Here is a 26797-nt window from a genome sequence, read left to right on the forward strand (position 1 = left end):
CGTTCGTAGCACCTGACCGCGCGTTTGTCAGCGCCCGGCGCTGCCCGCGTAGGCCGCGCCCAGCAGCGCGGAGCGCTCGGTGTCGGCGACCGGGCGGGCCGGAACCGTGAGGCCCAGGGCCGGCTCGATGAGGTCCCAGGCGCCGGTCATCGACCCGCCGACGACGACCACCTCGGCGCCGAAGCGCGAAAGCCACTCGGTGAGCAGCCGCCCCAGGTGCCCGAACGCGGTGCCGACGACCACGCGGGCGTCCTGGTCGCCGCCGCGGGCCAGTTCCGCCAGCCCGCGCATGCCGTCGACGGCGGTGCCGGTGCGGGCGTGGTAGCCGCGCACGAGCGCCCGGTCCGACACCAGGTCCTCGATGTTCACGCCGTCGACGTCGCAGAAGTGGATCTCGCCGTCCGGGGGCACGTCGGGGCCGGAGGAGACCACGACCCCGTCGGCGAGCCAGGACGAGCCGATGCCGGTGCCGAGCGTGACGGCCACGCAGCGGCCGGCCCCGGTCGCGGCGCCGTCGACCCACTCGCCGAGCAGGAACGCGTCCGCGTCGTTGACGAACGTGAACGCGGCCGGGTCGGCCGGGATCGCCGCGGCGAGTGCCTCGCGCAGGTTGACGCCGTGCAGCTGGTCGAACTTGCCGACGCCCTCGTGCAGCGACACCCCGTTGACGTAGTCGAACGGGCCGGGCATCGCGACCGCCCACCGGTCCTCGGGCCCGGGCAGCAGCCGCTTGGCCGCGTCCGCGAGCGCGCCGACGATGCTCAGCGCGTCCCGGGACGGGTCGAGCGAGTGCCGCTGCCGGTCGAGAATGCGGTGCCCGGCCACCTCGACACTACCGGCGGTCACATGACTCCCACCGATCTCGAGAACCCGCACGGGAGGAAGGGGAGAGTCGCTCGCCTGCACGGCGTAAACGTTATCGTACCCCGGGTTCGCGCCTCGGCAGTGCGTACGGATACGGCGTCAGCTTCGAGGCGCGCGCGGCGGTCGCGGCGTGCCGGCGGATCACCCGCGCGCGCGGCGCGCGCCCGCGCGTCCCGGGGCGCGGCCGCGAGCTGCGGCGGGAGCGTGCCGCCGGCGGCCGCGGCGACCAGCCGCTTGCCCTCCTCCCAGCCGCCCCGGCCGGCGTAGGTGAACGCGAGTCAGGTGGCGAGGTGCCCGGCCGCGAGGCGGTGGTCGTAGCCCTCGTGGGCGTCCAGGAACGCGATTTCCGCGGCGGTCGTCGCGAAGCGGCGGTGCATGGCCAGGCCGAGGTCGGTGAGGTACACGCGGCGGCCGTCGGTGCGCAGGTTGCCCACGTACGCGTCGAAGTGCGTCAGGCCGGCCGCGATCATCGCGGCGATGCCCGCGGTGAGCTGGGCCTCGACGTCGGTCCAGGGTCCCTCGTGGCGCAGGCTCGCGATGTCGTACGGGATGTGCTCCAGCAGCAGCGTCAGCGCGGCGGTGGCCGCGTTGAGCTCCGTGAGCCGGCGCCGGACCGCCCCGTCGCCGTTCCAATACCGGGTGGACGCCTCGACGTCGATCTCGGTGCGCTCACGGCGGGGCAGGACCCGCCAGTGGTACAGCAGCGGGAAGCCGGAGGGTGGCCAGCCGCGGCGCGACCCGGTCGAAGCGCGCGGCGCGCGAGCCCTCGTCGGGGTCGCGCGCCGCGGGCGGCGGTCCGGCAGGGGTCAGCGTTTGGTCGCGACGTAGATGCCGACGATGACGGCGATCGCCAGCAGGGCGCCGAGGATCGCCATGGCGATCTTCAAGGCGCTGTACGGCCGCTCGCCGGCGACCTCGCCGGTCACGCCGTTGACCTGGATGTTGTAGGTCTTGCCCGCGTAGAGGTAGCAGGCGATCCACACCGGCAGCAGCATGAGCTTGAAGGTCACGTCGTTGTACTGCGTGTGCATGTTGTCGACCCGCTGCTCGTCGCCGCCGATGTCGTGGCGGCACTCGGCCTCGATGACCGGGCGCATCTTGCCCTTGGCGTTCTCCAGGCCGGTCTCGGGCTCGACGTCGTAGCGCAGCGTCTCGTGGCCGGCGAGGTACTCCGGCCGGTACGCCTGCGAGTCCGGCAGCGGCCACGGCTCCAGCTCGTCGAGGTGCTTCTGGGTCACCTTGGTCGTGCCGGTCACCAGCACGTCGTCGAAGTCGTAGTAGACGGTGCCGCTGGCGTGGAACCAGCGCGTCTTCTGCACCTCACGGGTCTTCGTCTCGCCGTTCTCCGTGTAGGTCTCGGTGACCCAGTAGTGCTCGCCGCGCTGACCCTGGTAGTCCGTGACCGTCCGCGAGTCGTACGTCCAGTGCGGCAGGTACATGCTCTTGGCGGTCTCGGCCTCGCTGACCTTCTTCAGGCCCGACGGGGCGAACCAGCGCGACTTCGCCCACTCGCCCAGCGCCTCGCGCAGCGCCCGCTTGTCCAGCACGAAAGGCAGCACGGCCTCGGGCACCACCAGCTCCTGCGCGTTGAGCTCCGCCACCACGGGGGCGGTGCAGAACCGGCAGCGGTCCGAGATCGACTCGCTCTCGGTCTGCGCACCGCAGTTGCGGCACACGAACACGTGCTTGGCCAGCGTCGCCACCGGCTTGCGCGGCAGGCTGGTGAACTGCAGGAAGTCGTGCTCGCGGACCCGCGCGCCGGTCTGCTGCAGCACGGTCTCGTGGCCGCAGTACGGGCACTTGAGCACGTTGGTGCCGGGTGCGAACTCCACGTTGGCGCCGCACCCGGCGCACGGGTACTGGGTCTGTGACATGTTCTGATCAGCCCATCGGGGGGAGCGGCGGGGGAACGGAGCCGAAGATGCCGGCGAGCTCGGGGACCTGCTCGGCGGGCGTCCAGGCGGCCATGCCGTTCTTCCACACGAGCGTGGCCCGGTTGACCGCGCCGGCCTGGACCTGCTGCGCGAGCGCGCCCGCGTCGAACGGGCCGGCCTGCGCGCCGTTGATGGCGGCGTACCACTGCTCCTGCGGCGGCAACGGCGGCGGCGGGGCCATCGGCGGCGCGGACTGCGGCGGGGCCGGCTGGGGCGGGTAGCCGGGGGCGCCCTGCGGGGCGTAGCCCTGCTGCGGGTACCCCTGCGGGGCCTGCGGCGCGTAGCCCTGCGGCGGGCCGTAGCCGGGCGGGGCCTGCTGCGGGCGCATCGCGTTCGCGACCTGCTGCGCGGCCGCCATGCCCAGGCCCAGGCCGAAGCCCTCGCCGGCGCCACCCTGGTTGTTGGCGGCCGCCTCCATGGCGTTGGCCGCCTGGAACTTCGAGTACTGGTCCAGGTTGCCCAGCACGCCCATCGAGGTGCGCTTGTCCAGCGCCTCCTCGACCTCCGGCGGCAGGGAGATGTTCTCGATGATGAACTTGGGGATCTGGATGCCGTACTGCTCCAGCTCCTGCGTCAGCACGCCGGCGAGCTTCTGGCCGATGAGCAGCTGCTGCGAGACGAGGTCGAGCACCGGCACCTGCGCGGCGGCCAGGGAGGGGCCGAGGTGGCCCACGATGAGCTGGCGCAGGAACTCCGAGACTTCCTCGGTGCGGAACTGCGGGTCGGTGCCGACGAGCTCCTTGAGCAGCTTCTCCGGGTGCACGACGCGCAGCGAGTAGGCGCCGAACGCCCGCAGCCGCACCATCCCGAACTCCGGGTCACGCATCATGACCGGGTTCTGGGTGCCCCACTTGAAGTCGGTGAACTGCCGGGTGTTGACGTAGTACACCTCGGCCTTCCACGGCGAGTCGAAGCCGTACTTCCAGCCCTTGAGCGTCGAGAGGATGGGCAGGTTCTGCGTCTGCAGCGTGTAGGTGCCCGGCACGAACACGTCGGCGATCTGGCCCTCGTTGACGAAGACCGCGACCTGCGACTCGCGCACGACGAGCTTGGCGCCCATCTTGATCTCGTTCTGGTAGCGCGGGAACCGCCAGACGATCGTGTCCCGGCTGTCGTCGAGCCACTCGATGATATCGATGAACTCGCCCTTGACCTTGTCCCACAGTCCCACAGTCGGTCCCCCTAGCGTTCGGATCATCGAGCGTCGCAGACCCTAGCAACTCAACCTGGGTGAATCCCACAAGTTGTCGGGAAGCCGCGCCAGATCTATTTTCACCGTACGAGCCGCCGCCCGTCAGTCGGGAACCAGGCATCCGCGTAGCCGTGTTGTGTCCGGGTACACGTCGGTCATGCCCTACGACCGCCGCCCGCTCGCCGCCCTGTGCCTCGGCTGGTTCATGGTCGTCATCGACATGATGATCGTCAACGTGGCCCTGCCCGCGCTCGGCCGCGACCTGAACGCCTCGGTGAGCGGCCTGCAGTGGGTCGTCGACGGGTACACGGTCGCCTTCGCCGGCCTGCTGCTGTCCGGCGGCTGGCTGGGCGACCGCCTAGGCTCCCGCCGCGCCTTCCTGGCCGGGCTGGCCCTGTTCGGGGCCGCCTCGGCCGCCTGCGCCGTCTCCCCGGCCCTGCCGCCACTGCTCACCGCCCGCGCGGTCCAGGGCGCGGCGGCCGCCCTGCTGGTCCCATCCTCGCTGGCCCTGGTGCAGAGCACGTACACCGACCGCGGCCAGCGCGGCCGCGCCGTCGCCGGCTGGGCGCTGATCGGCGGCTTCGCGGGTGCGATCGGCCCGCTCGCCGGCGGCGTGCTGACCGCGGCCTTCGGCTGGCGCTCGATCTTCTGGGTCAACGTGCCGGTGACCCTGCTGGCCCTGTGGCTCGCGCGCCGCTATGTCCCGGCGGATGCGAAAAATCCGGCGCAAGCGCCAGATTTTTCGGACATTTCGCGGTTTAAGGCGCCGGGCTGGCGGTGCTGGCGGGGCGGGTGCCGTACGCGGGGCTGGTGCCCGCCCTCGTCCTCGGCGGCCTCGGGATCTCCATGAGCATGGTCGCGGCCACCTCCGCCGTCGTCGAGGCCGCACCGGCCGGGCGGGCGGGGCTGGCGACCGGGCTGTTCAACGCCTCCCGGCAGGTCGGCAGCGCGCTCGGGATCGCCGCGCTCGGGGCGCTGCTGGCCGGGGCCGACGTGCGGGTCGCGCTGTTCGCCGGGGCCGCCGGGTATCTCGTGGCGATCGCCTCGGCCCTGCCGGTGTCCGCGTCCTGAGAAACGGCCCAGCCGCGCAACACCCGTGGGTCAGGGGGCGTGCTCACGAGCCGCCGAAGTTCGTCCCGTGGTAGAAGTACCGGCCCAGGCCCACGGTGAAGATCAGCAGCCCGTAGGCGGCGTGCTCGGCGCAGACCGTCAGCAGCGAACGGGTCTGCTGGTAGCGGCGCGCGAACAGCCAGCCGCCGAGCAGTGTCAGGACCACGGCGACCGGGTTGCCGAAGAGCAGGTGGGCCAGGCCGAACGAGACCGCGCTGAACCCGGCGGCGACCTTCTCGGTGCGCAGCAGCTTCGCGTACCGGTGCAGCATGAACGCGCGGAAGAGCAGCTCCTGCGGGTAAACCGAGACGATCGGGTACGCGAGCACGATCAGCGCCCACAGTCCCGGGTTGTGCCGCGGCAGGTCGAACAGGTGCTCGCGATCGAAGAGCCAGACCGCCGCCACCGCCAGGACGGCGGCGAGCGCCCACAGCCGCAGGATCCTCGGCAGGGCCGGGCGCAGGGCCTCGGCGCGCCACAGGTCGCGGCGCTCGAAGTCCCGGGCGCGGCGGAAGTAGAACGCCACGACGATGGTCAGCACGAGCAGGATCGGGATCGGGCCGCCGGGGATCTTGACGAAGGCGAACAGCACGGGAAGTACGAAGAACACCAGGATGAACTCGGCGACCATCCGGGGGACGGTGTCATCCGCAGATGACGATCTCACCCTACTCTCGTGGACGATGCGCATCGCGAGCTACAACGTCGAGAACCTGTTCAACCGGGCCAAGGCGCTGGACCAGCGCACGTGGGCGGCCGGCCGGCCGGTGCTGGAGGCGTTCGCGCGCGCCGGGGAGTTGCTCGAGGAGCCCGTCTACACCGACGAGATCAAGCGCGACATCCTGCGCGAGCTCGCGCGGCTCGGGCTGCGGGGCGGGGACCTGGCGAAGTTCGCGCGGCTGCGGCAGAACCGCGGGCGGCTGCTGCGCCGGGCCCGCGACGGGCGGGTCGAGGTCGTCGCCGGCGGCCGCGCCGACTGGATCGGCTGGGTGGAGCTGACCACCGACCGCTGCGACGAACAGGCGCTGCTCAACACCGCGCGGGTCATCCTCGACCTGCGCGCCGACGTGCTCGGCGTGATCGAGGCCGAGAGCCGCCACGCGCTCAAGCGGTTCACCGAGGGCGGCCTGCGGGGGCTGTACCGGCACATCATGGTCATGGACGGCAACGACGAGCGAGGCATCGACGTCGGCGTGATGTCCACCGAGGACTTCCCCCTCACCGGCCAGCGCACCCACGTCGACGACGAGGACGAGCGCGGACGGGTGTTCAGCCGGGACTGCCCCGAGTACCACTTCGCGCTCCCCGGCCGCGCCGAGCGCCTCGTCGTGCTGGTGAACCACCTCAAGAGCAAGGGGTACGGCGGGAAGGTCGCCTCCGACGCCACCCGCCGCCGCCAGGCCGCCCGCGTCGCCGAGATCTACCGCGCCCAGGCCACCCCGTTCGTCGCCGTCGTCGGCGACCTCAACGACACCCCGGGCAGCGAGCCCCTCGAACCGCTGCTGCGCGGCACCGACCTGCGCGACATCGGCGAGCACCCGGCGTTCGACGACGCCGGCCGGCCCGGCACCTACGGCTCCTGCACCGCCCGCAACAAGCTCGACTACGTGCTGCTGTCCCCGGCGCTGTGGGCGGCCGTGACCGGCGGCGGCATCCTGCGCAAGGGCGTGTGGGGCGGGCGCAACGGGGTGCTATGGCCCGTCTACGACACCATGACGAGGGCGGTGCACGCCGGCTCCGACCACGCGGCCATCTTCGCGGATATCGATCTCGACAAACTGGGATCACACATTCGGTGAAATTTACGCTCACAGTAGCGGTGATATCGCCGTCCGTGGAACCCTTGGGATCGGATGATCGCGTCTGTCGGGGGTCAGAGGGCGAGGGAGGATGACTGCGACCGCCGCTTCGACCAGCCTCGCCTCCGGCGAGCCCCCGATCAACTTCGCCGCGCACCAGCTGCGGGCCGGCAATCTTGCCGGGGCACGTGACGACTTCGAGCAGATGCTCGCGATGCTGCTCGCCGCCGTGTATCCGGGTGCCCGCGCGATCAGCGCCAACCCCGGCGACTGGGGCATCGACATCCTGCTCGGCGAGCTCTCGGGCCTCGTCGTGATCTGGCAGTCGAAGTACTTCTGGCCCATCGTCACCCGCTCCCACCAGGGGCAGATCCGCGAGTCGTTCGACTCCGCGGTCGCCGCCGCCGCGCGCAACGGCTATCGCCTCGCGCAGTGGGTGCTGTGCGTGCCGGCCAGCATGGACGCGCCCACCGCCCAGTGGTGGGACAACTGGCGGGCCCGGCGGCAGCGCGAGACCGGCGTGCAGATCGAGCTGTGGCACGAGAACGCGCTGCGCAACCTGCTCGTCAAGCCCGACTGCGCGCACGTGCGCCGGCACTTCTACGACCCCTACGCGGCGCCGGCCGGGGTTGTGCGGGGACCGCGGGTACCGCTGCACGATCTGCGTCCGGAGGACGACACGGCGCTCGAGCACGCGCTCTTCGTCCGGCAGTTGCGCGCCGCCGGGCACGCCGAGGTCGGGGCGGCCAAGCGGGAGTACTTCAACGCCGACCTGCTCGCCCGCGAGATCTTCGACAAACGCGTCCCCGCCGAGCTCGACGCCCTCGACGAGGCCGACGGGCTCGTCCACGGCATCTGGGAGGCCGACTTCAACGCGTTCGTCGCCCGGCAGCCGCAGGACACGCTGCTGCCCGGGCTGCACGCCTCCGTGATGCGCGAGATCCGCGAGTCCGCCGCCTTCCCCTCGGTGTTCCACCTGGGCGCGGTCCACCGCTGCGGGCTCATGCACCGCGTCGTCGAGCAGCGCCGCGCGGGCTGGGTGCGACATTGGCGGGAGATGGTATGACACCCGACGAGCTGAGCGCCTTCCGCCGGGCCCGGCTGCTGCTGGTGCTCGCCGTGGCGGGGGAGGGCATCGACGCCGAGCGGCTCGGCGTGTACGAGTTCCTGGCCGGGCAGCCGCTGCTGCTCGCCCGGTCCGACGACGACCCGGACCGCACGGCGCTGCGGCTGGCCGGCTTCGACGACCGCACCGTCGCCTACGCCAGCCCCGCCCAGCGCTTCGCCACCGCCCAGCTGCACCTCGGCCGGGACCTCGCGACGCTCGTCGCGCAGGGCCTGGTCGGGGTCACGGCCGCCGGACGCGTGACGTACCGCCTCACGGACGAAGGATCGAGCATGGCCCGGCGATTCACGGCAATGTATGCTCAGTCATACATCACAGCGGTTCGTATCGTCGTCAGGCGGCTCAAGCGCCTCAGTGGTCGTAAGCTTCGAGAGGGCTTGCGGCAGTGGCTCCTCCCCGTCCCAGTCAAGGACGTGCCATGATCGGTCTGCGCACTCAGGGCATCCGGATCAGGCGGCTGCGCCTGCACGGCGACGACCGCGACTACGACGTCGACTTCCGCGCCCCCGACGACACCCCGCGCCCCCTGTCGGTGCTGGCCGGCGCGTTCAGCACCGGCAAGACCACGATCCTGGAGTTCGTCGACTACTGCCTCGGGGCCAACGACCATCCCCGGCATCCGGAGATCACCCCCAAGGTCAAGTCCGCGACGCTGGAGGTCGAGCTCTCCGGTTCGCCGTATCTCATCGAGCGTGCCGTCGGCGAGCCGTCGATGTTCGCCTACGTGTGCGCCGGACGCCTCGACAAGCCCGGCAACGCCGCGCGCGTGCGCCGCACCCTGCGCCCCGCCGGCCACCCCGACAGCCTCTCCAGCCTGCTGCTGTCGCACTGCAAACTTCAAGGAGTCCGCCTGTCCTTCGACGCGGCGCATGAGTCGGACGACCCCCTGAGCTTCCGCGACGTCATGTGGCTGTGCCTGCTGCCCAACGAGCGCCTCGACGGCAAGGACCTGCTCTTCGAGAGCGTCCCGATGAAACACCTCAAGCTCCGCCAGGTCGTCGACGTGATCTTCGACGTCCACGACGACCACGCCGTCGAGATCGGCCGGCGCATCCGCAGCGTCGAGGCCGAGCTGGCCGCGGCCCGCACCGCCTACCGGGCCGCCGAGCAGCTCGTCGAGGACCAGCACGTCGGCACCCGCCTCGACCTGGAGGCCCTGGAGCAGACCGCCAAGGACGAGCTCGCCGCCTGCGCCCAGACCCTCGCCGGACTCGACGCCGGCGCCCGAGCCGCCACCGGATTCGCCGCCGACCTGCGCGAGCGGCACCGCGAGGCCGCCCGCGCCGCCCTGGCCGCCTACACCGAGCTGCGCGACCGCGAGACCCAGCTGCAGCGGCTCATCCCGCTGCGCGGCAGCTACGCCGACGACGTCAGCAAGTGGACCATGCTCGCCGAGGCCGACCGCCTCTTCGAGACCGGCGCCGGCGCCTGCGCCTCCTGCGGCGCGGCCCTCACCGCCGCCGACGAGCGCTGCCCCGCCTGCCGCTTCCCGGTCGCCCCGGTCGACGTCTCCGGGGAGCTACGCTCGGCCAAGACCCGCTTAGCCGAGCTCAACCGGCACCTCGAGGACCTCGAACGCGAAATCCCGCAGCTGCGCGCGGCCGCGTCCCGGGCCCAGGACGCCGAGTCCCGCGCCGCCGCCGAGGTCGACGCCGCCACCGCGCACGCCGTCACCCCGTTCCTCGCCGAGCGCGACGCGATCGCCCGCCGCCGCGAGGAGGCCGCCGCGACCCTGCAACGCGCCGCCGACGGTCTGCGGCTCGTGCAGGGCCTCGAACGCCGCGCCAACGGCATCCTGCAGATGATGGACCAGCTCGACACCGACCGCGACGAGCTCGGCTCGTCCGGCGCCCCGTCCCGCCGCGCCGACCGCTCCGCCGCGGTCCGCCGCGTGAGCGAGCGCTATCGTGAGGTCCTCGCCGAGTTCCGCTACCCGAAGCTCGCCGACGCCTACCTGGCCGAGGACCTCACGCCGTATGTGCGCGGCGAGCCCTACACCGCCGCCTCCTCCGGCGGCCGCACCCTGATCGCGCTGGCCTGGCAGCTGGCGATGTTCGAGACCGCCTGGGAGAGCCGCTCCTCCCACCCCGGCTTCCTGCTGCTGGACAGCCCCCAGAAGAACCTCGGCGCCCTGGGCGATCTGGAGGACGGCCGCACGATCGAGCGCATTTACCGCCACGTCGAGACCTGGCTGGGCGGCCGCGGCGTCGGCGCCCAGATCATCGTGGCGGACAACGCCCCGCCCCCGTTCGCCGCCGACGACGTGATCGTGCGCTACTCCCGCCGCCCCGACCAGCCCCCCTACGGCCTGATCGACGACGACTTCTGACGACTTCTCGTGACGGCGAATCACGCTGCGTGATCGCGATTTGGATGGGTCGGGTAGCGTGAGGGATGGATAGCGAGCGGGGCGCCCGGGCGCGTGTTCAAGCCCTACTCGACGTCCGCGGTCCTTCAAGCCCTACTCGACGTTTGCGGTGTTTCAGCCCTGCTCAACGGTTGCGGTGTTTTAGGCCTTCTCGATGCCCACGACCACTGAGCCGTATCGCTGGACGCTGTCGCCCTTGACCACGTCGAACCGCTGCTTCGCCGAGTCCTCGTCGGTCCCCGCCCACAGCACCCGCACTCGCACCGCGTCCTTGCCGTTCGTGAACGTGCACGTCGCCGCGTCGTCCCGATGTGCTGTGACCCGCTGCTTGCCGAGCCGCTTCGCCAGGTCTCCGGGCGGCACGACCCGGCACGGATCGGGCCGCTGGACGGCCCCGCCGAGATACCCGGCGGGCGTGTCGACGGCCCGGATGCGATACCACGCGAGACCCACATCGCCCTTGCCCGAGCCGGATCGGGTCCGGCCGTCGGCCTTGCCTGACCGGCTCCGGTCGTCGGCGACGAGCACCGCCGACCCGCGCTGGGGGATCGCGCCGGCCGGCAGCGCGGTGGCGACCGGCGCCGAGACCCCGCGCTCGCCCACCCCGGACACCGCGAGGAACGGCACCGGTTGCGGGGCGGGCCCGATGGCGTACAGTCGCCCGCCCTCCCGCACGAGCGCCCGCACGGTCCGCTCCGCCCGCCACCGCTCGGCCCCGTCCGCGAGCGCGAACGCCTCCAGCGCCCCGTCGGCACGGTCGGTGCTGCCCCCGGACTGCGCCACGATCGCCACATCGCCCTCGACGGCCAGGTCGCAGAACTCGGCGCACCCGTCACCGTCGCGCGCGACGAGCCGCGCCCCGTCCGGCCCGAACACCTGGAACGTCCGCGCCCCGCGCACCAGCGTCGCCCCGTCGCGCACGAGCAGCCCCAGTCCGCCGTCATCGGCGACCGGATCGAGCTCGGTCCGCGACCGCAGCGCCCCGGTCCGCGCGTCGCGGATCTCCAGCCGATCGTGCTCGCCGCAGGCCAGCCGCACCGCGGTCGTCTTCCCGTCCCCGGCAGCCGCCCGCAGCTCACACCCCTCGGCCAGCTCGGCGGTCCACAGCCGCCCCCCGTCCCCGGCCGCGACGGCGCTGAACGTCCCCGGCTCCGGCGCGTTCCGCGTCACCACGGACCCGGCGTCCTCGTCGGCGTGCCCGATCCGCGACCGCCCCTGATCCTTACCGTTGCCCGCTGCCTTGCTCGGGCTCGGGCTCGGGCTCGGCGACGGACCCAGGCCCGGGCCCGCGGTGGGGCTCGCGTTCACGCGGGTCTTGCGCGCCGCGCCGCTGGTCGCGCTCGTCTTCGTGCCCGGGGTCCTGGCCGCGCGGGGACCCCAGGTCGCGGTGGACGGCGATTTTGTCGGCTTTCCGCCGTTCTCGGCGTTCCTGGTGGGCGTCGCGCCCGGATCGTCCCTGGGCGCGTCGCGGGGATTCGCCCAGCGCATGCTGGACGAGTCCGGCGCCGGCTCGCCGACGAGCAGCGCGGGGCCGGCCGCCATCGCCTCGGTCCGGGCAGTCAGCGGCATCCGCCACCGCACCTCCCCGGTGCGCGTCGACAGCGCCGTGAGCTCGGCCGCCCGGGAGTTCTTGGCGAGGCTGTTGACGAGCACGGACCCGGCCCCGAGGTCGTTCTGTGACCACAGCACCGTGCCGTACTCCCCGGAGTCGTCCAGCTGCCGCCGCCACCGCACCGCGCCGGTGTGCGCATCGATGCCGGCGAGCTCGGCGCCCGCGTCCGCCTGCGCGACGATCGTGCCGGCCGTGGGGTCGTACCCGACGAGGTCCCGCATCGCCATCTCGAACGACGCCCCGCGCACGAGATCCCCCGGGCGCCCCCCGGCGTCGGCGGTCGCGGTCTCGAGCGACGGCGCGGCGACGGGCTGCGGATGCGCGGCCACGCTGGCGGTGAGCACCGCCGCCGGCACGACCAGCAACCCAGCCGCGGTGTACGGCCTCCTCACGACGCCTCCCCGTATGTAGCCCCGTTCGCGATGATAAAGACGCTAAATCATGATAATTCCGGACACGGTGACCGACACGGCTCATTCATCCCGCAGGGGTCTTGCGTTCCCGCCCCAGGCCGCCCGTCCGGGCGCGGTCGTCGCAGCCGCGGCCGATTCGCAAGTGCCCTGACCACAAATGACGCACCCGATAGCACCTGCTGCCGAGCACCGACGCGGCCGCCGGGCGTGCGGCGTCGCCGGCGGCGTTGCGCTACGGCCGCACTTCCGGCGCGTGGCCGGCGTCCCGCCCCAGACGTACCGGGCCGCGTTCCGCGCCGCCTGATGACCCGCCGCCGTGCCGGTCCCAGAGGCGCACCGCGGCCAGTGCGGCGGCCGCGGCCAGCGCCGCGGGCCCGTACACGGACAGGAATCCGGGCACGACAACGCCCGGGTGGTCACCGCGGACCATCAACAGGTACGCGGTGGCGTTGGCCGCAACGAGCACCAGCCCGGCGGCGAGCGGCAGGCGCAGCCACGGCGCCCGGCCGCCGCGCAGCCGCCCGTCGCGCGCCGCGGTGAGCCGGACCAGCAGCAGGGCGAGCGCCGCCGCCGCGACCGAGCCCCATTCGAACACCACCCGCGCGTCGAGGTCCCGCCCGGTGACCGCGATCCGCACGGCCACCGCCGGCGCGCACAGCAGGACCGCGACCGGCACCCCGAGGCAGAGTGCGGCCGCCACCGCCACCGCGACCTTCTCCTTCGACACCCGCGGAACCTCCTGCACCCTGGGCAATCGGCGGACCGTATCAGCGCCGCCGCGGCCGGCGCAGTCGTCATCGCGACGCGAGAAGGTCGGCCGGGCGATCGCGGTCCTACGGGGCATGGCCGAACTCGCCGGCATCAGCCTGCGGCCGGTTGACGGATCGCTCGGACGCTGTCAGTCAGCAGGGGAGGGGGGCGGAAGCAGGTGCCGGTACAACGTCTGCAGTGCCGTCCGGACCTCCGGCAGCGCCCGCGGATCGCGGAGCGCCTGCAGCAGCACGTCGTCGGCCGGCTCGCCGGTGACCACCACGAAGGCGGGCTTGGCGTCGGGGTTGGGCCGGACCAGGGTGCGCCGCCGGTCGCGCGGATCCGGCGAGGAAACCACGGACCCGTGCTCCTGCAGGCGGGCGATCGACGCCGAGACGTGGCTCTGCGGGAACCCCGTCCGGGCCGCGATCTCGCCGACCGAGCTGTCCGGGTGCTGGGTCACGTCGATCAGTACCGAGCGCACGCTGGCCGGCAGGCTCTCGTCGCCCAGGGCCGGCATCGCCACGCTGCCCAGCTTCATCAGGGTGCGGCCGAGGACGAGGAGTTCGAGACCGTTCACGCCGACGACAATACAGCAGACTTGATGCATCAGAAATGATGTATTACGGTCGCTCGCATGTACTCCACGAAACACGGCAACGGCGAGCGCCTGCTCGTCATCGTGCAGGGCGGTGACGGCGACGCGGACGCGAGCGCCGCCCTCGTCGACGAACTGACCGGCGACGACACGTTCACCGTGCTGACCTACGACCGGCGCGGGCTGTCGCGCAGTCCGGTGGGGGAGGGGCCGGTCACCGTCGAGTCGCTTACCGACGACCTCGCGCTGCTGCTCGCCATCCAGGCCAAGGCCCCGGTCGACGTGCTCGGCGTCAGCATCGGCGCGCTGATCGGGCTCGACCTCGCGGCGCGATACCCGGGGCTGGTCCGCACCCTGGTCGCGTACGAGCCGCCGCTGACCCAGGTCCTCGACGACCCGGAGCCGTTCGTCGCGCGCCAGGAGGCCGCCGAGGCCGCGTTCGCCGCCGGCGACATGCAGGCGGCGATGCGCCAGTTCCTGGAGCTGACCGGCGTCGACTTCGAGGACCGCGAGCCGGACGTGGCGATACCGCGGCCGAAGCCGGAGCGGGGACGGAACCTGGCGTTCTTCCTGACCCACGACGCCCCGGCCGCGCGCCGGTTCCGCCTCTACCTCGACCCGCTGCTCAAGGACGCCCCGCCCGCCGTCGTCCCGGCGCTCGGCACCAGCTCGAAGGGCCGCCCGCACGGCGCCCCAGCCGAGGCCCTGGCCCGGCTACTGGGCCGCGAGCCCGCCGAGTTCCAAGGTGGGCACAACGCCCACGTGCTGCGCCCGAAGGCGTTCGCGCGGAAGCTGCGGGAGCTGCTGACCGCCGGCTACCACTGACCCCAGGCCACGTTCCAGTCGCCGAGACCGTCGACGAGCGGCAGGTTCTTCGGCGTGTTGCGGACCTCGACGACGTCGCCGACGTCGAACGTGTCGTAGAACCACTGCGCGTTGGCCGGGGCCACGTTGATGCAGCCGTGCGAGGTGTTGGCCTTGCCCTGCTGCGGGATGTTCCAGTCGGCCATGTGCACGTATTCGCCGGAGAGCGAGATCCGGCAGGCCAGCTTGATCTTCTCTTCGTAGTAGTTCGGGTTGTTCTTGTCCGTGATGCCGTAGCTGGCGGAGCTCATCGTGACGAGCGGCTCCTTGGTCATCAGCACGTGCACGCCGGAGCGGGTGAAGAAGTCGATCGTCTCGCCCTTGGAGCCGGTGGTCGTGCCGCCCTTGCCCATGCTGACCGGGATCTTCTTCACCATCTGGCCGTCGACGTAGCACTCCATCTGCTTCGTGTTGGAGTCGGCGATGGCGATGCGGGACGGGCCGATGGAGAAATTGGCGCTGGAATTGCCCCCGCCGTACACCCCGTTGCCCAGGTCCACGCCGAGGAGGTTGACGCTGACCTTGACGGTGGTGCCCTTCGCCCAGTATTTCTCCGGCCGCCAGTGCGCGCTCTGGTTGGTGACCCAGTGCCACTTGCCCTCGACCTGCGGGGAGGTGGTCACCTTCATCCCCTGCTCGGCGGCGTCCTGGTTCTTCACGGCCTTGTTGAAGAACACGATGACGGGCTGGCCGACGCCGTAGGTGCCGCCGTTCTTCAGCGCGAGCATCGGGTTGGCCTGCAGCGTGATCGACGCCACCGCGTTGGGCTTGAGCGTCGTGAACGTGCTGTTCTGGCTGACGTCCTTGCCGGCCGCGTCCGCGCCGGCGACGGCGACCGTGTAGGTCTGCCCATACGCCAGGGTGCCGCTGGACGTCCAGGACTTCTTGTCGCCGGAGAGCTTGCCGTCGAGGTTCTTGCCGTTGGCGGAGACGGTGACCGTGCTCAGCGTGCCGTTGTCGATCGCGACGGTGACCTGGCTGGTCGGCGAGACGTCCTTGGTGTCGGCCGCGGGCGTGATGGTGAGCTTCGCCGGCTCGGCCGCACCGCCGCCGTCGCCCCCGCCCTCGGCGCCGGAGGAGGCCCCGCCGGAGGTCCAGGTGCTCTTGCCCGTGCTGCCGTTGTCACACGCTGCGAGCGCGGCGGCCGCGGCGACTCCGGCGCCGGTGGCCAGCATCTTGCGACGACTCAACATGAATGTGCCCTCCCCGTCCGCGAACGGTACCCACCCGGAGCCGTTCCGCAAAACCCTCCGGGCGGTCCGAACCATAGACGTACGCAGGGGCGGGAAAGGTTGTGCCGCAAGAAAAGTGCATATACGAAATAACCGATAAATCCGGCGACGAAGTCGCCGGATTTATCGAGCGATTCAGGATTCTGAGACCACCGTCACCTCAAGCCGGTCGGTGTAGAAGGCGACCCGCTTGGCGATGGGGGAGACGGCCTCGTACGGCGTCTCGTAGCTCCACACCGCGTTGTCCAGGGTGCCCTCCGGGGTGACGACGGAGTAGTAGGAGGCGTCGCCCTTGTACGGGCAGTACGTGCTGTGGTCCGTGCGCTGCAGCAGTTGCTGGTTCACGTCGTCGAGCGGCACGTAGTACGCGACGGGGTACGTCGACTCCTGCAGGGCCAGGGCGTTCGTGGTGTCCGCGACGACGTGCTCGCCGGAGCGGACCACGACCCGCACGTCGGCCGGCGTGACGGTGATCGGGTGGTCGGGACCGGGAATCAGGTGTGGACGACTCATACGGCCAACGCTAGGCCGGGACCAACCTGTCGACCAGGCGGACCGCCAGATCCTCGTCCAGCGTCCACGGGAGGAAGATCGCGCGGTACACGATGGGGCCGATGATGCCGTCGATGATCTCGTCGGCGGCCGGCCCGGCGTCGCCCACGATGACGAGCGCCTCGGCGCGGCGGTTGCGCAGGCATTCGGTCTCCTGCTCGCCGGCCGACGCGCTGCCGCCGCGCAGGATCGCGGCGTTGAGCGGCTTGCGGTAGTGCTCGACGATCTCGCTCGCCCAGGCGATGAGGTCGGCGCGCAGGTCACCGGAGTGGGGCAGCTCCCGGTCCGGGTCGAGCCGGTACGTCGCGATGTCGTTGAGCAGCGTCGCCGCGTCGCCCCAGCGCCGGTACACGCTGGTCGGGTTGACCCCGGCGCGCTCGGCGACCAGCGGGATCGTCACCTTCTCCGCCCCGCGCTCGCGGACGAGGTCCTCCACGGCGTACCGGATCGCGGACAGCACGGCGGCGCTGCGCCCGCCGGTGCGGCGCACAGGGGCAGACATGGTGTGACCCTCCTTACTAAGGCAAAAATCTTTGCTTTAACCGGCCCGTCGAGGCGTATCTTCAGCGTAACGCAAGGATCGTTGCTTTTAGGAGCTGCGCGATGTCAACCGCAACACTCGACCGCCCGGTCACCGCCCCCGCCCGGCGACGGACCCTGCCGCCGGCCGTGGCGTTCACCGGCGCTGCGCTGGCCTTCGCGTCGCTGTACCTCGCCGCCGGCGCCCCCACCCCGCTGCTGGTGCTCTTCGAGCACGAGTGGGGCTTCGCGCCCTGGGTGCTGACGGTGGCGTTCGCGGCGTACGCGTTCGGCCTGCTCGCCTCCCTGGTCGTCGTCGGCGCCCTGTCGGACCACGTCGGCCGCCGCCCGGTCCTGATCGCCTCGCTCGCCGTCGAGCTCGCCGCGATGCTGATGTTCGTCTTCGCCCCGAACATCGGCTGGGTGATCGCCGCCCGCGTCGTGCAGGGCGTCGCCACCGGCGCGGCCAGCAGCGCCTTCACCGCCGCCCTGGTCGAGCTCGCCCCCGAGCGGCACAAGCGCCTCGGCGGCATCCTCGGCGCCGTCGCCCCCGCGGGCGGCCTGGGCCTGGGTGCCCTGCTCACCGGCGCCGCCGTGCAGTTCACGCACCGGGCGAACCTCATCGTCTTCACCGCCCTCGCCGTCATCGTGGCCCTCGGCACCGCGACCGCGATCCTGTCCGCCGAGACCGTCACCCGCCGCCCCGGCGCCCTGGCGTCGCTGCGCCCGCGGGTCTTCGTGCCGCGCCCGGCCCGCCCGGACTTCGTGGCCGCCGCCCCCGCGCACCTGGCCTCGTGGATGCTGGCCGGCCTGTTCATGGGCCTGTCCCCGAGCATCCTGCGCGACGTGTTCCACCACAGCAGCGGCCTGCTCAACGGCGTCACCGCGTTCGTCCCACCGGCCACCGCCGCGACCGCCGCGTACCTGCTCAGCCGCCACCCCGCCCGCCACGTGGTCCGCCTCGGCACCGTCGGCGTGCTGCTCGGCGCCGCGATCGTCCTCGCCGGCATCGCCACGGTGACCCTGCCGCTGCTGTGGATCGGCGGCCTGATCGGCGGCGCCGGCTTCGGCGCCACCTTCTCCGGGGCGCTGCGCGCGGTCGGCCCGCTCGCCGAGGCCCACCAGCGCGCGGGGTTGTTCGCCGCGGTTTTCCTCGTGGCGTACCTCTCCTTCGGCGTCCCCGCGATCGTCGCCGGCCAGCTCGTGGCGCCCCTGGGCCTGCTCACGACCGTCCTGTGGTACGGCGCCGCGATCATCGCCGCCGCGCTGGCCGCCCTGGCCGCGCAGCTCAGACTGGCCCGCTGAACTCCTACGAACCCTGGTCCCCGTGCCGATGGCAGGGGGACCAGTCCGCGTTCGTCACTCAGGCTCGGGAGGCATTGCACATGCGTATCGGCGACGCCGTGACCTTCAGCGTTCCCGCCGCGGGCACCCAGGTGGACCCGGCAACCCGCCAGGCCCAGGTCAACGCCCAGGCCGACACCCTCAGCCGGCTGCTGGGCGCCAAGCACAACGTCCAGGTGGCCGCGAAGGTCTCCGACGGCAAGGGCGTCGACCTGTATATGTAGATCGGTGAGTAACCTGACACGAGCCGAGGCCCAGGCGGCGGTGGCCGCCCTGGGCTGGCGCTACATCCTCGGCACCCTGCGATCGACGGTGGCGGTGCGCTCCCTGCCCGAGGCCGCCGCGGTCGCCGCCCACTGCCCGGACGGCCCGATTTCCCTGGATCTACGCCGCGACCGGGTCCTGTTGAGCATCCACGACGTCGGCACCGCCGGCGTGGACCTGGCCCGCCGGGTGACGGAGGCACTGCGAGCGGCCGGCCTGACGACGGTGCCGTCCCGGACGCAGCAACTCGAAATCGCCATCGACGCGCTGGACATCGCCCGGCTCCGCCCATTCTGGCGGGCGGTCCTGGCGTACGTCGACACCCCCGGCGGCCCGGACGAATACGGCGCCGCCCTGCTGGACCCGCTCGGCGTGACCCCGGCCGTGTGGTTTCAGCACATGGACGTCCCGCGCCCGCAGCGTAATCGGATTCATTTGGATATATCGGTACCGCATGAAGAGGCCGAATCCCGAGTAGCCGCCGCCCTGGCCGCGGGCGGCATCCTGGTCTCGGACACCCACGCCCCGGCGTTCTGGGTGCTGGCGGACGCGGAGGGCAACGAGGCCTGCATCACGACGTGGCAAAGCCGGGATTAGTCCACGCCTTTCCCGGCCGGCCCGTGACCTCGCGTCAGATGTCCAGCGCCGCCGGCAGGTCGCGCACCGATGGCAGGACGTGCGTCGCGCCCGCCGCGCGCAGGGCCGGCTCGTCGTGGGCGCCGGTCAGCACGCCCGCGGCGAACCGGGCGCCGGAGCGCAGGCCGCACAGCACGTCGTACGTCGTGTCGCCCGCCGTCGCCACCGACCGTACGTCGTCGATCTCCAGGCGCAGCACGGCCGTGAGGACCAGATCCGGATACGGCCGGCCGCGGCCCGCCTCCGCCGGGACCAGGGTCAGGTCGGCGATGTCCGTCCAGCCCAGGGCCGACAGGATGCGGTCGGCGGTGTCGCGGGAGAAGCCCGTGGTCAGCGCGACCTTCACACCCGCCGTGCGCAGGCGGTCGATGACCTCGGCGGCGCCCGGGATCGCGGCGCAGTGGCCGCCGTCGACCAGCTCGGCGTACGCGTGCTCGAACGCCGCGTTCGCCGCCCGGGCGCGGGCCTCGTCGCCGCGCAGCAGATGCCGGAAGACGCTGATCTTCGACTCGCCCATGGTGGCGCGCACGTGCGCCAGCATGTCCTCGAACTCGCCTTCCCCGGGGTGTACTCCCTGGGCCGCCATGGCCACCGTGAACGCCCGCTCCACGAGGCCGCCGTCCTGTACGGTCGTGCCGGCCATGTCAAGGACAACCACGTCTACCACGAAAGCTCCTCGGCGGTCTGCTCGGCGATGGCGGGCGAACAGGTCATGCCGCGCCCGCCCGGGCCGGTGACGAGCCGGACACCGGGCGTCACGGTGGCGTGGTAGGCGACGGCGGCGGGGTCGAGGCACTGCGCATACACGCCGTTCCAGCGGCGTTCGATGCGCGGCAGCGGGCGGCCCAGCAGCGCCGAGGCGACCTCGGTCAGGTGGTCGTACGGCGCCTCGACCTCGTCGAACGGGAACGGCTCCGCGTAGGCGTGGGTGTCGCCGATGGTCAGGCCGCCGTCGAGGCGCTGCACCATGAGCAGCTGCATCTTGTGCTCGGCGGCGACCGGCGGCTGTGGCTGGTGCTCGGCGAGCGAGGCCGGTTCGTACGCCGGGTAGTAACGGAAGCTGTCCGCGTCGGCGACCGAGGTGGACAGCGGCTCGCCCAGCGGCGCGGTCTGGGCCATCTGCAGCCAGACCCGGCGCAGCGGCAGCGGGCCGGCGAGCTCGCGCACGAGCCCGCCGAGCGCCGCGCCGGTGGCCAGCACGACGTGGTCGGCGCCGTGGACCTCGCCGGTGTCGTCGCGCACCGCGCCCTCGCGCACGTCTCTGGCCTCGCGTCCCGGAACCCATCGATAACGGCCGCTCGGCTCGAGTGCGGCCCGCAGCGCCGGCAGCGCCACGCGCGACTCCACCGCACCGTCGCGGGCGCAGTGCAGCCCGCCCAGGAACTCGCCCCGCAGCGCCGGGTTGACGGAGCGTACCGCCTCGGCGTCGAGCAGTCGCCACCCTCGCTCGGCGGCGTCCGGTCGCGCCGCGGCCGTCTCGGCGACCGCCCACTCCGCCTCGGTCCGGACCAGGGTCATCGAGCCGTTGGCGCGGAACCCGACGCCGGGCACCTCCGCGCCGATCCGCTCCCACAGCTCCCGGGCGCGCAGTGCGGTCGCGAGCTCGGGCCCGGCGGCGCGGCCGGAGACCCAGACCAGGCCGAAGTTGCGCACCGAAGCCCCGCGGGCCTCAGTCTCGCGCTCGAGGTGGACGACCTCGTGGCCGCGCCGGACGGCGTGCCAGGCGTGCATGGTGCCGAGCACCCCGCCGCCGACGATCGCTACCTTCACGAGCCGGCCCCCAAAACATTAAAGGTTCGGACCTTTAATCTACGCGCAGCACGGTCTCGAAGCCAATGCGGTCGCCGCGGTACAGCGAACGAACGCGTTCGATCGGCTCGCCGCGCTGGTCGAAGGAGAGGCGCTGGATCAGCAGCATCGGCACGGCGGGGTTGATGCCGAGCAGCTGGGCGTCGCGCGGGGTGGAAAGGACGGTCTCGATGCGCTCCCGGGCCTCGGTGTAGACGAGGCCGTAGCGGGTGCTGACGTGCCGGTACAGCGAGGTGGTCGGGTCGAAGCCGTCGAGGAGGTCCGGGAAGCGCCGCACGGGCAGGTAGGTGCTCTCCAGCCCGAGCGGCTCGTCGTCGGCGAGGAGGATACGCTCGAGGTGGTACACGTGCGTCTGCGCGGGGATGCGCAGCTCGGCCGCGTGCGCGGAGCCGGCCGGCACCGACTCGATGGTGACGACCTGCCGCCCGGGCCGCCGCCCCTGCTCACGGACGGCCTCGGTGTAGCTGACGAGCCCGAGCGGCTGGATCAGCTTCGGCGCGGCGACGAACGTCCCCCGCCCGCGGAACGCCTTGAGCCGCCCCTCGATGGTGAGCTCCTGCAGCGCCTGCCGGACGGTCGAGCGGGCGACCCCGTAGGTCGCGGCGAGCTCCCGCTCGGCGGGCAGCAGCGCCCCGACACCGAGCTCGGCGAGCAGGCTGAGCAGCTCGGCCTTGACCGCATAATGCTTGGGGATCCGCCCGTGGGACGGCACCCCGGCGTCGACAGCGCTGTTCATTCCGCGTTTGTACAGCACGTGCGTCGCCTCCACCCCGCCCGAGCCCCACGTTCGGCAAGTGCAGGGCCGTCATCGTCGCCACCGGCAGCCGACGATCCGCAAAGGCGCGCGACCCGGCGCTGTGCGGGTGGTCCTGTCCGCCGGTCGGTCCTGGTGCGCAGATGCGTGCGGCCCGGCGCTGTCCGGGTGGTCCTGTGCGCCGGTCGGTCCTGGTCCGCAAATGCGCGCGACCCGGCGTCGCCCGGGCGGTACTGTCCGCCAGCGTGAACGACGTCGTCAATGGCACCGTCGCGGCCGGGTTCGAGCCCGTCGCCGCGGCCTTTCGTCAGCTCTTCGAGTCCGGGGCCGAGACCGGGGCGAGCGTGGCCGCCTACGCCGGCGGCGAGCTCGTCGTCGACCTCTGGGGCGGCTGGGCCGACGCCGCCCGCACCCGGCCCTGGCGGCGCGACACCCTCGCCACGGTCTTCTCCGTCAGCAAGCCCGTCGCGGCCCTCGCCGTCCTGACCCGCGTCGCCGACGGGCGCATCGGGCTCGACGAACCGGTCCGGACCTACTGGCCCGCGTTCGGCCACGGGCGCGGCACCGTCCGGCACGCGCTGTCGCACCAGCTCGGGCTGCCCGCCGTCGCCGAGCCGCTGACCGTGCAAGAGAGCCTGGACTGGGGGCGCTGCACGGCCGCGATCGCCGCGTCGCCGCTTGCGTGGGAGCCGGGGACGGCGGCGGGTGAGCACGCGGTGACGTACGGCAACATTCTCGGCGCCATCCTGCGCGGCGCGACGGGCGAGACCGTCGGCGAGGTGGTCCGCGGCCTCGGCTTCGACGTCCACTTCGGACTCGGTGACGGTGACCTCACGCGGTGTGCCGAGGTCGAGCACCGCGACGCGGACTGGCCCGAGCGCGCCGTGCGCGATCACGGGGAGTTGTGGGCGCGCGCGCTCGGCAACCCCGCCGGGCTGCTCGGCACCGCGGTGCTCAACGGCCCCGCGTGGCGGACCGGCGAACTGCCGGCCGTGAACGGGCACGCCACCGCGGCCGGGCTGGCCGGGCTCTACCAGGCGCTGCCCCGTCTGCTGCCGGCGGATCTGCTCGCCGAGGCGCTCGCCCCGCAGTACCAGGGCTTCGACCGCCTCCTGGAGCAGGACGCGACCTGGACGCTCGGCTGGCGCCGCGACGAGGGTTGGGTCGGCATGGGCGGGATCGGCGGCTCGTCGGCCGGCGGGCTCCTCGACGACCCGGCCGGCTATCGCATGGCGTATGTGACCAGGCATCTCGCCGGCCACGACCGCAGCGATGCGATGTACGACGCCCTGGAGGCCTGCCTCTGACGCGACCCGTGCGGCTTGCATTTCATAAAGCTTTCTAGATAGCTTTTACAAAAGCTATCTGGAGGCAGGTTAGTGAAGATCTTCATCAAGGGCGGGCGGCTGCTGACCGGCGAGCGCGCCGACGTACTCATCGACGGCGGTGCGATCGTCGCTCTGGGTGACGTCGACATCGCGGAACTCGCGGCGGTCGAGGTCGTCGACGCCGCCGGGCTGCGCGTGGCGCCCGGGTTCGTCGACGGCCATCGCCACGTGTGGCAGGCACCCCTGCGCGGCGCGGGCGCGGACATGACCCTGCCCGACTACTTCGACGCCGTGCTGGACCGGGCACTGAGCGTGTTCGGCCCGGCGGACGCGCACCTGGCCACGCTGCTCGGCGCCGCCGAGGCCCTCGACGCCGGCATCACTACCGTCTTCGACTGGTGCAACGCGGCACTTACCCCGCAGTACGTGGACGCCGTCCTCGACGCCTACGCGACGGCCGGGGTCCGGGCGGTCGTCGCGTACGGCGGATCACTGTCCGACACCGCAACGCTGCGGCGCGTGGCCGAGCTGCGGGGCCGGGTGACCGGGGCGCTGGCGCTGCTCGGCCCGCAGTACGACTCCTGGGAAACCGCGGTCGACCAGCTCCGCGTCGCCCGCGAGCTGGGCCTGCTGGCGTCGATGCACTTCGGCGGCGGCCCGGACGCGCCGCTGGCCCGGATGGAGGCTGCGGGGCTGCTCGGCCCGCAGGTGCAGCTCGTGCACGTCAACGCCATGACGGCCGAGGACGCGCGGCGCCTGGCCGCCACGGGCACCGGCGTGACCGTGACCCCGGTCGTGGAGGCCACGATGGGGCACGGCGCGTCGCCGTACACCCGCTTCGCCGCCGCCGGCGGCCGCTGCGGCCTGGGCACCGACGTGGCCGTGAACGCCCCGCCGGACCTGTTCGAGCCGCTGCGCGAGACCCTGCGCCGCCACCGCGCGGAGACGGGCACGATGGCGCCCGCCGCGACGGTACTGCCGGCCGCGACCGCCGACAGCGCCGCCGCGATCGGTCTCGGCTCGGTGACCGGCACCCTGGCCGCCGGCCGGCGCGCCGATCTCGTCCTGCTCTCGGGCCTGTCCCACCTGACCGGCGACGCGACGGGGGCCATGGTGACGGCGCTCGGCCCGGCCGACGTACACACGGTGATCGTGGATGGACACATCGTCAAGCGCGACGGCCGCCTGATCGGGCTGGACCTGCCGAAGCTGCGCGACGAGGCGGTTTCGCTGGGCCGGCGCGCCCTCGAAGGCCCGGACCTCATCGGTCATGGGCACGCCGGGGCGTCGGTGCGGTAGAAAGGTTCGATGGCGAACGAGCGAACCGTTCCGCTGCTGCCGTGCGCGTCCATCGACGAGATGCTCGAGTTCTACGGGGCGCTCGGCTTCGAGGTGACGTATCGCCAAAGCCGCCCCAACCCGTATGCCGCCCTGCGCCGCGAGGACCTGCACCTGCACTTCTTCGCGATGCCCGGCTTCGTCCCCGCCGACTCCTACGGCTCGTGCCTGGTGCTGGTCCCCGACATCGAGGCCCTGCACCGGGCGTTCGCCGAGGGCCTGCGCGCCCGCTACGGCCGCGTGCCGGTCGCCGGCATCCCGCGCATGACCCGCCCGCGGGCGCGCAAGAACGCGGGCGGCGTCACAGGGTTCAGCGTCGTCGACCCGGGCGGGAACTGGATCCGCGTCACGGCGATCGACGGCGGCCGGCCACCGGCCACGAGCGCGGAGGGTAAGCTCGCCGTCACCCTGGAGAACGCGGTCGTGCTGGCCGACTCACGCGGTGACCAGGCGCAGGCGGCCCGCATCCTCGACTCGGCCCTGGCCCGCGAGGACGCGACCGCGGACGTGCCCGTGCTCCGGGAGGCTCTCGCGTACCGCGCGGAACTCGCCGAGTCCCTCGGCGATTCAGCCACGGCCGAGGCGGTGCGGACCCGCCTCGAGTCGCTGGGCTGACCGGTCACGGCGGCCGTCGCCGCAGCAGTTTCTTTCGGCGGGCGGACGCGCGGGCCGGGGTCGTGCGGAGCCCGCGTCGAGTCGCTGGGCTGATGCCTGCGGTTTGAGTTACAGGCCGCCGGCTACTCGTAGCGTGGTGCCGGTCGTGTAGGAGGCCGCCGGGCTCAGTAGCCACGCGATCGCCTCGGCGATCTCCTCCGGGGTGCCCAGGCGGCCCACCGGGATGCCGGACACCACGTTCGCCGCGCGGTTCGGGTCGCCGGTCTGGTCGTGGATCTCGGTGTCGACGAAGCCCGGCGCCACGCCGTTGACGCGGATGCCGTCGGTCGCCAGCTCCTTGGCCAGGCCCAGGGTCAGGGCGTCGATCGCGGCCTTGCTCGCCGCGTAGTGGATGTAGTTGCCGGGGCTGCCCAGCGTCGCCGCCGTCGAGGACACGTTGACGATCGCGCCGCCGGCGGTCATCCTGCGGGCGGCCTGGCGGGCGCACAGGAAGGCGCCGATGACGTTGACGTCCATCACGCGGCGCAGCTCGTCGGTCTTCAGGTCGGCGAGGCGGCCCAGGGTCGAGGCGATGCCGGCGTTGTTGACCAGACCGGTGACCGGGCCCAGACGCTCCGCGGCGGTGCTGAACAGGGCAACCACGTCCTCCTCGTGGGAGGTGTCGGCGCGCACCGCGACCGCCTCGCCGCCCAGGTCGGTGACGGCGTCGACGACCTGGGCGGCGGCGCCGGCGTTGGTGTGATAGCCGACCGCGACCCGGTGGCCGTCGCGTGCCAGGCGCACGCAGGTGGCCGCGCCGATGCTCCGGCTGCCGCCGGTCACGACCGTGACGTTGTCCACGGCTGACAAGTTACAGCGCGTCACGGCCGTGCGGTTGCGACCAGGCGCTCGGGTCCGGGCCGGCCGGCACGATGCCGGACGGGTTGATGTCGCGGTGGACCACGTAGTAGTGGCGCTTGATGTGCTCGAAGTTCACCGTGTCGCCGAAGCCGGGGGTCTGGAACAGATCGCGCGCGTACGCCCATAGCACCGGCATCTCGGTGAGCTTGCTCCGGTTGCACTTGAAGTGGCCGTGGTACACCGCGTCGAAGCGGACCAGCGTGGTGAACAGGCGCACGTCTGCCTCGGTGATCGTGCCGCCCATGAGGTACCGCCGCGTGGAGAGCCGCCGCTCGAGCCAGTCGAGGCGGTCGAACAGGCGCACGTAGGCGGCCTCGTAGGCCTCCTGGGAACCGGCGAAGCCCGCGCGGTACACCCCATTGTTGACGTCTTCGAAGATGACCTCGTTGACCTCGTCGATCTCGTCGCGCAGGGCTTCGGGGTAGAGCTGCGGGGCGCCGGCGCGGTGCAGGGCGGTCCACTGTGTGGACAGGTCGAGCGTGATCTGGGCGTAGTCGTTGGTGACGACCTCACCAGTGGTGGTGTCCACGATCGCGGGCACCGTGATGCCGCGGTCGTAGCCGGGAAAGCGCTTGAAGTACGCCTCCTGGAGGCGCTCGATGCCGAGCACGGGGTCGCGGCCGCCCGGGTCGAGGTCGAACGTCCAGCTCCGTTGGTCGTGCGTCGGGCCGCACACGCCCATCGACAGCACGTCCTGCAGGCCGAGCAGCCGGCGCACGATGATCGCCCGGCTCGCCCACGGGCACGCGCGGCTCACCACCAGGCGGTAGCGGCCGGGCTCCACGGGGTAACCGTCGCGCCCGTCGGCGGTGATGCGATCGCTGATGTACTGCGCGTCGCGCTTGTACTCGCCCTCGGCCTGGTATGCGCTCACCG

General features: G+C 72.4%; 29 protein-coding genes. 13 read left to right on the forward strand and 16 right to left on the reverse strand.

The genetic code is table 11. The features are described from left to right. Window positions 1-27 precede the first annotated feature (27 nt). The 4 genes from ACQPY0_RS24105 to ACQPY0_RS24120 form a co-directional block, all read right to left on the reverse strand. Window positions 28-876 carry an ROK family protein gene (locus tag ACQPY0_RS24105; protein WP_432992788.1) on the reverse strand — a complete coding sequence of 283 codons (849 nt, stop codon included), beginning with the start codon at window positions 874-876 and terminating at the stop codon, window positions 28-30. A 266-nt stretch (window positions 877-1142) separates the two neighbouring features. Then, window positions 1143-1334: a hypothetical protein gene (locus ACQPY0_RS24110; protein ID WP_432992791.1), complete on the reverse strand. Its 192-nt coding sequence runs from the start codon at window positions 1332-1334 to the stop codon at window positions 1143-1145. Between the two features lie 336 nt (window positions 1335-1670). Continuing rightward, on the reverse strand, window positions 1671-2738 hold the full coding sequence (locus ACQPY0_RS24115; RefSeq protein ID WP_432992793.1) for a hypothetical protein: 1068 nt from the start codon (window positions 2736-2738) through the stop codon (window positions 1671-1673). A 7-nt stretch (window positions 2739-2745) separates the two neighbouring features. Continuing rightward, window positions 2746-3969, reverse strand: a complete 1224-nt coding sequence (locus tag ACQPY0_RS24120) for an SPFH domain-containing protein (protein ID WP_432992796.1) — start codon at window positions 3967-3969, stop codon at window positions 2746-2748. 178 nt (window positions 3970-4147) lie between these two features. Here ACQPY0_RS24120 and ACQPY0_RS24125 point away from each other — a divergent pair, with 178 nt between their 5' ends. Next, window positions 4148-4840: an MFS transporter gene (locus ACQPY0_RS24125; RefSeq protein ID WP_432992799.1), complete on the forward strand. Its 693-nt coding sequence runs from the start codon at window positions 4148-4150 to the stop codon at window positions 4838-4840. After that, complete coding sequence (locus ACQPY0_RS24130) at window positions 4837-5061, forward strand: hypothetical protein (RefSeq protein ID WP_432992802.1); 225 nt, start codon at window positions 4837-4839, stop codon at window positions 5059-5061. Before ACQPY0_RS24125 ends, ACQPY0_RS24130 begins: the two co-directional genes overlap by 4 nt. 43 nt (window positions 5062-5104) lie before the next feature. Here the strand turns inward: ACQPY0_RS24130 and ACQPY0_RS24135 are convergent, their stop codons facing one another. Further along, a complete protein-coding gene (locus tag ACQPY0_RS24135; protein ID WP_432992804.1) occupies window positions 5105-5731 on the reverse strand; it encodes a CPBP family intramembrane glutamic endopeptidase in 627 nt (208 codons plus the stop codon). Window positions 5732-5783: 52 nt separating this feature from the next. Between ACQPY0_RS24135 and ACQPY0_RS24140 the strand changes: the two genes are divergently transcribed. The 4 genes from ACQPY0_RS24140 (at window position 5784) to ACQPY0_RS24155 (ending at window position 10354) form a co-directional block, all read left to right on the forward strand. After that, entirely contained in the window at window positions 5784-6899 is a 1116-nt protein-coding gene (locus ACQPY0_RS24140) for an endonuclease/exonuclease/phosphatase family protein (protein ID WP_432992807.1), read from the forward strand. Window positions 6900-6990: 91 nt separating this feature from the next. Next, window positions 6991-7965 carry a hypothetical protein gene (locus tag ACQPY0_RS24145; protein WP_432992810.1) on the forward strand — a complete coding sequence of 325 codons (975 nt, stop codon included), beginning with the start codon at window positions 6991-6993 and terminating at the stop codon, window positions 7963-7965. Beyond that, entirely contained in the window at window positions 7962-8447 is a 486-nt protein-coding gene (locus tag ACQPY0_RS24150; RefSeq protein WP_432992813.1) for a hypothetical protein, read from the forward strand. Before ACQPY0_RS24145 ends, ACQPY0_RS24150 begins: the two co-directional genes overlap by 4 nt. Continuing rightward, window positions 8444-10354 carry a DNA recombination protein RecN gene (locus tag ACQPY0_RS24155; protein ID WP_432992816.1) on the forward strand — a complete coding sequence of 637 codons (1911 nt, stop codon included), beginning with the start codon at window positions 8444-8446 and terminating at the stop codon, window positions 10352-10354. The genes ACQPY0_RS24150 and ACQPY0_RS24155 overlap by 4 nt, the downstream gene beginning before the upstream one ends. Before the next feature lie 180 nt (window positions 10355-10534). On the opposite strand, the gene ACQPY0_RS24160 is transcribed toward ACQPY0_RS24155, so the two are convergent. The 3 genes from ACQPY0_RS24160 to ACQPY0_RS24170 all read right to left on the reverse strand — a co-directional run bounded on the left by ACQPY0_RS24160 (window position 10535) and on the right by ACQPY0_RS24170 (window position 13748). Beyond that, window positions 10535-12397 (reverse strand): PQQ-binding-like beta-propeller repeat protein, encoded by a 1863-nt coding sequence (locus tag ACQPY0_RS24160; RefSeq protein WP_432992819.1) that lies wholly within the window; start codon window positions 12395-12397, stop codon window positions 10535-10537. Window positions 12398-12650: 253 nt separating this feature from the next. Further along, window positions 12651-13172: a hypothetical protein gene (locus ACQPY0_RS24165; protein WP_432992822.1), complete on the reverse strand. Its 522-nt coding sequence runs from the start codon at window positions 13170-13172 to the stop codon at window positions 12651-12653. A 144-nt stretch (window positions 13173-13316) separates the two neighbouring features. Further along, window positions 13317-13748 (reverse strand): MarR family transcriptional regulator, encoded by a 432-nt coding sequence (locus ACQPY0_RS24170; RefSeq protein WP_432992825.1) that lies wholly within the window; start codon window positions 13746-13748, stop codon window positions 13317-13319. 57 nt (window positions 13749-13805) lie between these two features. Here ACQPY0_RS24170 and ACQPY0_RS24175 point away from each other — a divergent pair, with 57 nt between their 5' ends. Beyond that, window positions 13806-14591, forward strand: a complete 786-nt coding sequence (locus ACQPY0_RS24175; RefSeq protein ID WP_432992828.1) for an alpha/beta fold hydrolase — start codon at window positions 13806-13808, stop codon at window positions 14589-14591. Here ACQPY0_RS24175 and ACQPY0_RS24180 read toward each other — a convergent pair. From ACQPY0_RS24180 to ACQPY0_RS24190, 3 genes are all read right to left on the reverse strand, one after another. Beyond that, window positions 14582-15823, reverse strand: coding sequence for a L,D-transpeptidase (locus ACQPY0_RS24180; RefSeq protein WP_432992831.1), 1242 nt, complete (start codon window positions 15821-15823; stop codon window positions 14582-14584). The genes ACQPY0_RS24175 and ACQPY0_RS24180 overlap by 10 nt on opposite strands. A 174-nt stretch (window positions 15824-15997) precedes the next feature. Next, on the reverse strand, window positions 15998-16375 hold the full coding sequence (locus tag ACQPY0_RS24185; protein WP_432992834.1) for a DUF427 domain-containing protein: 378 nt from the start codon (window positions 16373-16375) through the stop codon (window positions 15998-16000). Window positions 16376-16385: 10 nt separating this feature from the next. Continuing rightward, the gene (locus tag ACQPY0_RS24190) at window positions 16386-16916 is read right to left on the reverse strand and encodes a TetR/AcrR family transcriptional regulator C-terminal ligand-binding domain-containing protein (protein ID WP_432992837.1); all 531 of its coding nucleotides are present in this window, start codon (window positions 16914-16916) and stop codon (window positions 16386-16388) included. Window positions 16917-17017: 101 nt separating this feature from the next. On the opposite strand from ACQPY0_RS24190, the gene ACQPY0_RS24195 reads away from it, so the two are divergent. The 3 genes from ACQPY0_RS24195 to ACQPY0_RS24205 all read left to right on the forward strand — a co-directional run bounded on the left by ACQPY0_RS24195 (window position 17018) and on the right by ACQPY0_RS24205 (window position 19138). Further along, the gene (locus tag ACQPY0_RS24195) at window positions 17018-18238 is read left to right on the forward strand and encodes an MFS transporter (RefSeq protein ID WP_432992840.1); all 1221 of its coding nucleotides are present in this window, start codon (window positions 17018-17020) and stop codon (window positions 18236-18238) included. Window positions 18239-18318: 80 nt separating this feature from the next. Then, window positions 18319-18501 carry a hypothetical protein gene (locus ACQPY0_RS24200; RefSeq protein ID WP_432992843.1) on the forward strand — a complete coding sequence of 61 codons (183 nt, stop codon included), beginning with the start codon at window positions 18319-18321 and terminating at the stop codon, window positions 18499-18501. 4 nt (window positions 18502-18505) lie between these two features. Beyond that, window positions 18506-19138, forward strand: coding sequence for a VOC family protein (locus ACQPY0_RS24205; protein ID WP_432992846.1), 633 nt, complete (start codon window positions 18506-18508; stop codon window positions 19136-19138). A 34-nt stretch (window positions 19139-19172) separates the two neighbouring features. On the opposite strand, the gene ACQPY0_RS24210 is transcribed toward ACQPY0_RS24205, so the two are convergent. The 3 genes from ACQPY0_RS24210 to ACQPY0_RS24220 are packed head-to-tail and all read right to left on the reverse strand — an operon-like array spanning window position 19173 to window position 21722. After that, window positions 19173-19820 carry a phosphonatase-like hydrolase gene (locus ACQPY0_RS24210; protein ID WP_432995370.1) on the reverse strand — a complete coding sequence of 216 codons (648 nt, stop codon included), beginning with the start codon at window positions 19818-19820 and terminating at the stop codon, window positions 19173-19175. Window positions 19821-19837: 17 nt separating this feature from the next. Next, entirely contained in the window at window positions 19838-20947 is a 1110-nt protein-coding gene (locus tag ACQPY0_RS24215) for a TIGR03364 family FAD-dependent oxidoreductase (protein ID WP_432992849.1), read from the reverse strand. Window positions 20948-20981: 34 nt separating this feature from the next. Beyond that, window positions 20982-21722, reverse strand: coding sequence for a GntR family transcriptional regulator (locus ACQPY0_RS24220; RefSeq protein WP_432992852.1), 741 nt, complete (start codon window positions 21720-21722; stop codon window positions 20982-20984). 263 nt (window positions 21723-21985) lie between these two features. Here ACQPY0_RS24220 and ACQPY0_RS24225 point away from each other — a divergent pair, with 263 nt between their 5' ends. The 3 genes from ACQPY0_RS24225 (at window position 21986) to ACQPY0_RS24235 (ending at window position 25021) form a co-directional block, all read left to right on the forward strand. After that, a complete protein-coding gene (locus ACQPY0_RS24225; RefSeq protein ID WP_432992855.1) occupies window positions 21986-23047 on the forward strand; it encodes a serine hydrolase domain-containing protein in 1062 nt (353 codons plus the stop codon). Between the two features lie 72 nt (window positions 23048-23119). Next, window positions 23120-24367, forward strand: a complete 1248-nt coding sequence (locus tag ACQPY0_RS24230; protein ID WP_432992858.1) for an amidohydrolase family protein — start codon at window positions 23120-23122, stop codon at window positions 24365-24367. Window positions 24368-24376: 9 nt separating this feature from the next. After that, window positions 24377-25021, forward strand: coding sequence for a bleomycin resistance protein (locus ACQPY0_RS24235; protein WP_432992861.1), 645 nt, complete (start codon window positions 24377-24379; stop codon window positions 25019-25021). Window positions 25022-25129: 108 nt separating this feature from the next. Here ACQPY0_RS24235 and ACQPY0_RS24240 read toward each other — a convergent pair whose 3' ends face one another. Next, window positions 25130-25861 carry an SDR family oxidoreductase gene (locus tag ACQPY0_RS24240; protein WP_432992864.1) on the reverse strand — a complete coding sequence of 244 codons (732 nt, stop codon included), beginning with the start codon at window positions 25859-25861 and terminating at the stop codon, window positions 25130-25132. A 10-nt stretch (window positions 25862-25871) separates the two neighbouring features. Then, window positions 25872-26795: a glutathione S-transferase family protein gene (locus ACQPY0_RS24245; protein WP_432992866.1), complete on the reverse strand. Its 924-nt coding sequence runs from the start codon at window positions 26793-26795 to the stop codon at window positions 25872-25874. Window positions 26796-26797 lie beyond the last annotated feature (2 nt).

This window comes from Dactylosporangium sp. CA-233914, from assembly GCF_050942935.1.
Taxonomy (GTDB): Bacteria; Actinomycetota; Actinomycetes; order Mycobacteriales; family Micromonosporaceae; genus Dactylosporangium.